Genomic DNA, 7,555 nt, shown 5'->3' on the forward strand with positions numbered 1-7,555 from the left:
GGGCGTTGTTTTCCGGCACTCCCTTTTGGGGCCACCCCCTCTCCCACAGCACCCCCCCCCCCCCACGACCGCCAAGCCATAGCCCACGCCCCGCCTGCCGAAAGTGCGTGAAAGTACCTGTCACGAAAAGAAATCCTTGCCTCACCGAGCGCGACGAGCGCACTCTTGATCTTGTGTTCACCCCGGTCGCCTTCGCCGCGGCGGGCGCCGGATCGGCGCTCGCCACCCGCTCCTGTCTGCGCCGGGCCGGAGCGCCGGTGACGGCTTGGGCGGCCGCCATCGCGGCGGCGGCGCTCGTCGCGGTCTGGCTGCGGCACCAAGCGGGAGCCTGGCCGGCGTGGTGGCTGGCGGTCCCGGCCGTGCTGACCGTCTTCGCGGTCCCGCTGGCGCTCGCCGACCTGAAGTACCGCCGCCTGCCCGACATCCTGACCCTGCCCGCGTACCCGGCGCTGGCCGCCGCGCTCGCGGTCGCCGCGCAGGGGGGAGGGGCGGCCATCGCGTGGCGGGCCGTGCTGGGCGCGCTGGTCTTCGGCGGGGCGCACGCGCTCGTCCACGCGTTGTCGCCGCGCTCGCTCGGCGCCGGTGACGTGAAGCTCGCCGGGAGTCTCGGCGCGGTCCTCGCCGCGACGGGCTGGCCGTCGGTCGTCCTCGGCGCCGTCGCCGCCGCGCTGCTGAGCGTGGCGCTCGCGGTGGGCGGGCCCCGGCATCCCACGGTGCCGCACGGGCCCGGTCTCCTGGTCGCGGCGTGGGCGCTCGCCGTCTTCGCCGGACCAGGTCCGGGATAGCCCGGCCTGTACCGGGACGGAGAGGAGGTTGTGACAGGATCTGTCAGGTGTTGCGCTGGATAACCGCAGGGGAATCGCACGGGCCCGCCCTCGCCGCCATCCTGGAAGGGATGCCCGCCGGGGTCGAGGTCACCACCGCCGAAGTGGGCGAGCAGCTCGCGCGCCGGAGGCTCGGCTTCGGCCGCAGCCCCCGGATGGGCTTCGAGACCGACCACATCGAGTTCACCGGTGGCGTCCGGCACGGGCTCACTCAGGGTGGCCCCGTCGCGGTCCAGATCGAGAACGCCGAGTGGCCCAAGTGGGAGAAGGTCATGTCGGCCGATCCCGTGCCCGCCGAGGAGCTGGAAGGCCTGGCGCGCAACGAGCCGCTGACCCGCCCCCGGCCCGGCCACGCGGATCTGCCCGGGATGCAGAAGTACGGCTTCTCCGAGGCCCGTCCGGTGCTGGAGCGCGCGAGCGCCCGCGAAACGGCGTCCCGTACGGCGCTCGGCACGGTGGCCCGCGCGTACCTCAAGCAGCTGCTCGGGGTCGAGATCCTCAGCCACGTCGTGTCCATCGGCGGCGCCTCGGCGCCCGAGGGCCCGCTGCCGGTGCCGTCGGACCTGCCGTCCATCGACGAGAGCCCGGTCCGCGCCTTCGGCCAGGAGGGGACCGACGCGATGGTCGCCGAGGTCGACGCCGTGCGGAAGGCGGGTGACACCGTCGGCGGCGTGATCGAGGTGATCGCCTACGGCCTGCCGCCGGGCCTCGGCTCGCACGTCCACTGGGACCGCAGGCTCGACGCCCGCCTCGCCGGCGCGCTCATGGGAGTCCAGGCGATGAAGGGTGTGGAGGTCGGCGACGGCTTCACCACGGCCACGCGCTGGGGCAGCCAGGCCCACGACGAGATCGACCGCGGCACCGGCCCGGTCGGGGTGACCCGCCGGTCCAACCGCGCGGGCGGGCTCGAAGGCGGCATCACCAACGGCGAGCCGCTGCGCGTACGTGTCGCCATGAAGCCGATTTCGACCGTCCCGAAAGCACTGTCCACTGTGGACGTCACCACCGGCGAACCCGCGGTGGCCATCCACCAGCGGTCCGACGTCTGCGCGGTACCCCGCGCCGGGGTCGTGCTGGAATCGGTGGTCGCGCTGATCCTCGCGGACGCCGCGCTGGAGAAGTTCGGCGGCGACTCGCTGGCCGAGGGCAAGCGCAACGCCGAGGCCTACCTGAAGGCGCTCGAGGAGCGCTGGTGACTCCTCGCGCGGTGATCATCGGACCGCCGGGCTCGGGCAAGAGCACGGTCGGCCCGGCGCTCGCCGCCCGGCTCGGCTTCGCCTTCCGCGACACCGACGACGACATCGTCGCGAGAGCGGGCAAGCCCATCACCGACATCTTCGCCGAGGAGGGCGAGCCCGCCTTCCGCGCGCTGGAGGAGGAGATGGTCGCGAAGGCGCTGGCCGAACACGACGGCGTCCTCTCCCTGGGCGGGGGAGCGCCGATCACGCCGGGCACGCGTGAGCGGCTGACCGGGCACACCGTGGTCTTCCTCAACGTCGGGATGGCCGCGGGCGTTCAGCGCGCCGGGCTCTCGACCGCGCGTCCGCTGCTGGCCGGGGTGAACCCCCGCGCCACCTACAAGACGCTCCTCGACGCGCGCCTGCCGGTGTACCGCGAAGTCGCCACGATCGAGATCGAGACCGACCGCCTGACTCCCGACGAGGTCGTCGAGGCCGCCGTCATCGGGCTGACCGAGATCAGCAAGGAACGAGCATGAAGCGCACCACCACCACCGGAGTCCTCCTCGCCGTCGTGGCCCTGACCCTGACGGCGTGCGGCGAGGAGAAGCAGCCCGCGGGCGCCGATATCGTCCAGACCGGAGCGGCCACCAGCGGGACGCTCGCGTCGGCCGCTCCGGCGGAGGACGTCGCCGCCGACGTCAAGGTCACCAAATGCGACAGCAACAGCTACACCCCGAAGATCACCGTCGAGGTCACCAACAGCACGGACGGGGACGCGCGCTACGCCGTCACCATCGCGATCAAGGACGCCGACGGCAAGGCCTCCGGTGAGGCGCTGTTCGCGAAGAACAGGATGTCGCCCGGCCAGAAGGTGACCGAAGAGATCCCGGGGGACACCCCGGTCAAGGGCAAGATCACCTGCGAGGTCGCGAGGGCAAAGCGGCTTCCGCCGAAGTGAGGGAAACGATGACCGAGCCGGTCCGCATCACCGTCAACACCGCCAAGCCGTACGACGTCGTCATCGGCCGCGGCCTGCTCGGCGAGCTCACCGAGCAGCTCGCCGACGCCTCCAAGGTCGCGCTGATCCACCCGCCGACGCTGACGACCACCGCGGAGGCCATCCGCGACGAACTGGCCGAGGCCGGGATCGACGCCCACCGGGTCGAGATCCCCGACGCCGAGGACGGCAAGGCGCTCACCGTCGCCAGCTTCTGCTGGGAGGTCCTCGGCCGCATGGGCCTCGACCGCCAGGGCGTGGTCGTCGGTCTCGGCGGCGGCGCCGTCACCGACCTGGCCGGGTTCGTCGCCGCCACCTGGATGCGCGGCGTCCGCCTGGTCAACGTGCCCACCACGCTGCTGGGCATGGTCGACGCCTCCCTCGGCGGCAAGACCGGCATCAACACCGAGGCCGGCAAGAACCTGGTCGGCGTCTTCCACGAGCCGAGCGCGGTCCTCGTCGACCTCGCGACGCTGGAAACATTGCCCCCCAACGAACTCGTCGCCGGAATGGCCGAGGTGGTCAAGGCCGGGTTCATCGCCGACCCGCGCATCGTCGAACTCGTCGAGCAGGATCCCGCCGCGGCGCTGGACACCACCGGCGAGGTCCTCGGCGAACTGGTCCGCCGCTCGATCCAGGTCAAGGCCGACGTCGTCGCCGCGGACCTGCGCGAGTCGGATCTGCGCGAGATCCTCAACTACGGCCACACCCTCGCCCACGCCATCGAACGCCGCGAGCGGTACCGGTGGCGGCACGGTGCGGCGGTCAGCGTCGGCCTGGTGTTCGCCGCCGAACTCGCGCGCTTGGCGGGCCGTCTCGACGACGCCACCGCCGAACGGCACTCGTCCGTGCTCAAGCTGCTGGGCCTGCCGACCACGTACGACCCGGACGCGCTCCCGCAGTTGCTGGAGACGATGAAGGGCGACAAGAAGACCCGTTCGGGCGTGCTGCGCTTCGTCGTCCTCGACGGGCTCGCCAAACCCGGCAGGCTGGAAGGCCCGGACCCGGCGCTGCTCGCCGCCGCGTACTCGGTGGTGGCGGGCGACGCCCCCAAGACGGGCGGGAGCGTCCTGCTGTGAAGGTGCTCGTCCTCAACGGCCCGAACCTCGGCAGGCTCGGCCTGCGCGAACCCGGTATCTACGGTTCGGCCACGCACGCGGATCTGGTCTCGACCTGCGTCGAAATCGGCAAGGAGCTGGGGATCGACGTCGAGGTCCGGCAGACCGACCACGAGGGCGAGATGGTCGGCTGGCTGCACGAAGCCGCCGACGCGGGTTGGCCGGTGGTGCTCAACGCGGCCGCGTGGACGCACTACTCGATCGCGGTCCGCGACGCCGCCGCCCAGCTCAAGGCGCCGCTGATCGAGCTGCACATCTCCAACGTGCACCAACGCGAGCAGTTCCGGCACCACAGCGTGCTGTCGGACCTCGCCACCGCGGTCATCGCCGGGCTCGGGGTCGACGGGTACCCGCTCGCCCTGCGCTGGATGGCCGCGAACGCGGCGTGAACAACCCTCCCGAGCTCCGGACCGCGCGGCTGCGGTTACGCGGTCTGGAGGAGGCGGACACCGAGGCGATCGTCGAGCTCTTCGCCGATCCGGCGATGAGCGCGCATTTCGCGGTTCCGTTGACCGAGCCGGACCTGGTCCGCGAAATGGTCGGCAGGCGCCTGGCGTACCGCGGCCCGGCCGGGATGGGGCACTGGGCGATCGAACGCGACGGCGAGCTGATCGGCCTCGCGCACCTACGGCCGTCGCAGGAGCTGCCCGGCGACGTACCGGAGATCGGCTATTACGTGGCGCGTGCGCACGGCGGGCAGGGCCTGGCGACCGAGGCCGTGAAGGCCCTACTGGAACACGGGTTCGTCGGGCTCGGCCTGTCGTCGGTGTGGGCGCTGGTCGGTGAGTCCAATGTGGCCAGTCAGAACCTGGTGCGGCGTGTGGGTTTTCTCGACGTCGGCGGCGGCGATCACTATGGCAGCGGGCCGCATCGCGTCTTCGTCGCGCTGCCCCCGGACCACGGCCGCACGCACCACATCGAACTGTGGGTCCCCGACCTCGCCCGCGCCGAGGAGAGCTGGGGCTGGCTGCTCGGCGAACTCGGCTGGCGGGAATTCCAGCGCTGGCCCGCCGGGGTCAGCTGGAAACACGGCGCGACCTATCTCGTCGTCGAGCGCTCTCCCGCGCTCAGCGGCGAAAAGCACGAGCGCACCGCGCCGGGCCTGAACCATCTCGCCCTGCAGGTCGAGTCCCGCGAACGGGTGAACGAACTGGCTGCGGAGGCGCTCGAACACGGCTGGTCGCCGATGTTCGCGGCCAAGTATCCGAATGCGGGCGGTGATCACCACTACGCCGCCTACCTCGAAAACGCCGATGGCTTCGAAGTGGAACTGGTCGCCCTACCGGGTACTGACATCACTCGGCCGGGTTAAGCCTCGCTACACTCGGCCATCATGCGCCTTTTTCGTGGGGGTCGGCGACCCGCCCGTGCCGTGGCGGCCGTCCTCGCGGCGGGCGCGGTCCTCGTGGCGTGCAGCGACGGCCACGTCCAGTCCCAGGCCGACGGCAAGGGCGGCGGGATCGGCGGAGCCCAGCAGCCCAAGGAAAAGCCGCGTCCGATGGACGTGGAACTCGCGACGAGTGATCCCCGGGCCAGTGGCGGTGTGGTGGCCGCGGGCGATCAGGACGCGGTCTACAACTACGGCCCGACGGTGATGCGCGACGGCGGCAAGCTCCGGATGTGGTGGTGCAGCCAGTACGGCGGCGCGCAGCCGCCCGGTGACGACGTCCTCTACGCGCAGTCGCCGTCGCTCGACGGTCCCTTCACCGGCCCGTCCGGTGGCGGCCCGGCGGCGGTGTTCTCCGGCGCGCCCGGCGGTTTCGACGGTATGCACACCTGCGATCCGTCGGTGATCAGGGTCGGCTCGACCTACTACCTGTACTACACCGGCGCGGCGGACGATCACGCGCTCGGCAACTCGATCGGGCTCGCGACCAGCCCCGATGGGCTCAAGTGGACCCGGGCGGCGGGCGGGCGGCCGATCATCGGGCCCTCGCACGACGTGCATCGCGCCAACGTCTACGGCGCCGGCCAGCCCTCGGCGGTGTACCTCGACGGCTGGTTCTACGTGCTCTTCACCGACACCACGGCGAAGGGCGCCGGGTGGAACGGCGCCGGGCAATTCCTGCTCCGCGCCAGGGACGCGGCGTTCACCCGAGGCGTGGAGACGCTGGGGGAGCAGGGCTTCGTCGCCAAGCCCAGCACGATCTCGCCGCGCACCCGCTCACTGGTCGACGGGTTCAGCACCGACCTGATGTGGGTCGGCGCGCTCGACGCCTTCGTGATCGCGCACGAGACCGACACCGGCACCACGCTCACCTTCTGGACCAGGGACTTCTCCGCGCAGCCGTACCGGCCGGCGCTCATTCCCGGCGCGTGGAAGGAAGGTCCCGGCCTGGTCCGGCGGCCCGACGGGCACGCGCCGCTCTCCTCGGGTGACGTCTGCGACCGGGTCCCGTTCGACGTCGTCCGGGCCACGATCGTCGGCGGCGCGGGGGCGCCGACCGACCTCAAGCATTTCGGCCTCGACGTCCGCGGGTCGCGAGCCTGCGACGGCGACGCCCGCGTCCGGACCTCGTTCGAAGGCGTCGCGATGCCGTCACCGCGGCGGACCATCGACCTGGTGGCCGACGGCACCCTGGTGCGGGTCGACCGGCGTTCCGTGGCGGCGACACTCGCGAGCGAGATCCTGGACCAGCGGCTCAAGGTTGTCGACAAGTTCCCGCAGGCGGCGCGGCTGAGCGCCGGGGCGAGAATGGTGCGTGCCCCCGGTCGCGGGTTCGGCGTGGTGCTCGACGGCAAACTGTTCGCGGTGCCGGACGCCGGGACGGCGGCGCTGAACGACTCGCCCGTCGAGCAGATCAGCGATCAGGCCTGGGACGGTTTCCCGGCCGGTTTCCCGCTCGCGGGCTGATCTTCGTCGTCTCCGGTCTTGGTGATGCGGCCGCCGACGAACAGGCCGAGCCCGGCCGGGATGAGCACCAGCAGGGCCGAGAAGGCGGCACCGCCGGTGAGCGCGCCGCCGAGCTCCGAAACACCGGTCTGATCAACGAACACCGCGCGGCCGATCACGTACAGCACCCCCGAGACCGGTCCGGCGATCAGCGCCGCGATGAACCAGTTCTTGCCGCGTTCGGGTTTGCCCCGCCAGGCGTCCACGGCACTCCAGCCCGCCGCCGCGCCGACCAGGATGGCGAGGGCGAGGGAGGTGACGAGGGTCTTGTCGGTGGGGTTGAAGACCTCGTACTTGGCCAGCACGGTGACGGCCACGCCGTGCAGCAGCGCCATCACGAGTCCACGAGTCAGCCACGGTGCCATTGAAGGAGTTTAACTCGCCAGTAGCGATGGTCACCCCCGTGCGGCCCCCGACAGCCGGTGCCAGGGTCCGTGAAGGCCTCCTTGAGGGACCCAGAGTCCCTCAAGGAGGCCTTCCCGGACTTGGAGCAACGCCTCCCGAGGAAAGCAGTTCGTCCTCCTAATGCGATCCGGGCAGGG

The 7,555-nt window shown here is 71.6% G+C and carries 9 protein-coding genes; 8 read left to right on the forward strand and 1 reads right to left on the reverse strand.

Translation table 11 applies throughout. The features are described 5' to 3' along the window. The first annotated feature begins 173 nt into the window (after nt 1–173). The 8 genes from ACZ6DT_RS05810 to ACZ6DT_RS05845 are packed head-to-tail and all read left to right on the forward strand — an operon-like array spanning nt 174 to nt 6,974. Nucleotides 174–785, forward strand: coding sequence for a prepilin peptidase (locus ACZ6DT_RS05810; protein WP_465589278.1), 612 nt, complete (start codon nt 174–176; stop codon nt 783–785). A 47-nt stretch (nt 786–832) separates the two neighbouring features. Then, a complete protein-coding gene (aroC, locus tag ACZ6DT_RS05815) occupies nt 833–2,020 on the forward strand; it encodes a chorismate synthase (RefSeq protein WP_465589281.1) in 1,188 nt (395 codons plus the stop codon). Further along, nucleotides 2,017–2,541: a shikimate kinase gene (locus tag ACZ6DT_RS05820; RefSeq protein WP_465589284.1), complete on the forward strand. Its 525-nt coding sequence runs from the start codon at nt 2,017–2,019 to the stop codon at nt 2,539–2,541. Before aroC ends, ACZ6DT_RS05820 begins: the two co-directional genes overlap by 4 nt. Further along, nucleotides 2,538–2,963 (forward strand): hypothetical protein, encoded by a 426-nt coding sequence (locus ACZ6DT_RS05825; protein ID WP_465589287.1) that lies wholly within the window; start codon nt 2,538–2,540, stop codon nt 2,961–2,963. Before ACZ6DT_RS05820 ends, ACZ6DT_RS05825 begins: the two co-directional genes overlap by 4 nt. Nucleotides 2,964–2,971: 8 nt before the next feature. Next, nucleotides 2,972–4,081, forward strand: coding sequence for a 3-dehydroquinate synthase (gene aroB, locus ACZ6DT_RS05830; RefSeq protein WP_465589290.1), 1,110 nt, complete (start codon nt 2,972–2,974; stop codon nt 4,079–4,081). Continuing rightward, nucleotides 4,078–4,509 carry a type II 3-dehydroquinate dehydratase gene (aroQ, locus tag ACZ6DT_RS05835; protein WP_465589293.1) on the forward strand — a complete coding sequence of 144 codons (432 nt, stop codon included), beginning with the start codon at nt 4,078–4,080 and terminating at the stop codon, nt 4,507–4,509. Before aroB ends, aroQ begins: the two co-directional genes overlap by 4 nt. Beyond that, the gene (locus tag ACZ6DT_RS05840; protein WP_465589296.1) at nt 4,506–5,432 is read left to right on the forward strand and encodes a GNAT family N-acetyltransferase; all 927 of its coding nucleotides are present in this window, start codon (nt 4,506–4,508) and stop codon (nt 5,430–5,432) included. The genes aroQ and ACZ6DT_RS05840 overlap by 4 nt, the downstream gene beginning before the upstream one ends. A gap of 60 nt (nt 5,433–5,492) precedes the next feature. Continuing rightward, complete coding sequence (locus tag ACZ6DT_RS05845; RefSeq protein ID WP_465590517.1) at nt 5,493–6,974, forward strand: glycoside hydrolase family protein; 1,482 nt, start codon at nt 5,493–5,495, stop codon at nt 6,972–6,974. Here the strand turns inward: ACZ6DT_RS05845 and ACZ6DT_RS05850 are convergent. Continuing rightward, nucleotides 6,929–7,348: a B-4DMT family transporter gene (locus tag ACZ6DT_RS05850; protein ID WP_465590520.1), complete on the reverse strand. Its 420-nt coding sequence runs from the start codon at nt 7,346–7,348 to the stop codon at nt 6,929–6,931. The genes ACZ6DT_RS05845 and ACZ6DT_RS05850 overlap by 46 nt on opposite strands. Between the last annotated feature and the right edge of the window lie 207 nt (nt 7,349–7,555).

The sequence above is a fragment of the Amycolatopsis sp. NPDC041971 genome (assembly GCF_055588925.1).

Bases quoted from the DNA above. Each gene is read 5' to 3' on its own strand.
- ACZ6DT_RS05825 (WP_465589287.1), top strand. From the start codon at position 2,538: ATGAAGCGCACCACCACCACCGGAGTCCTCCTCGCCGTCGTGGCCCTG.
- aroB (WP_465589290.1), top strand. From the start codon at position 2,972: ATGACCGAGCCGGTCCGCATCACCGTCAACACCGCCAAGCCGTACGAC.
- ACZ6DT_RS05850 (WP_465590520.1), bottom strand. From the start codon at position 7,348: ATGGCGCTGCTGCACGGCGTGGCCGTCACCGTGCTGGCCAAGTACGAG.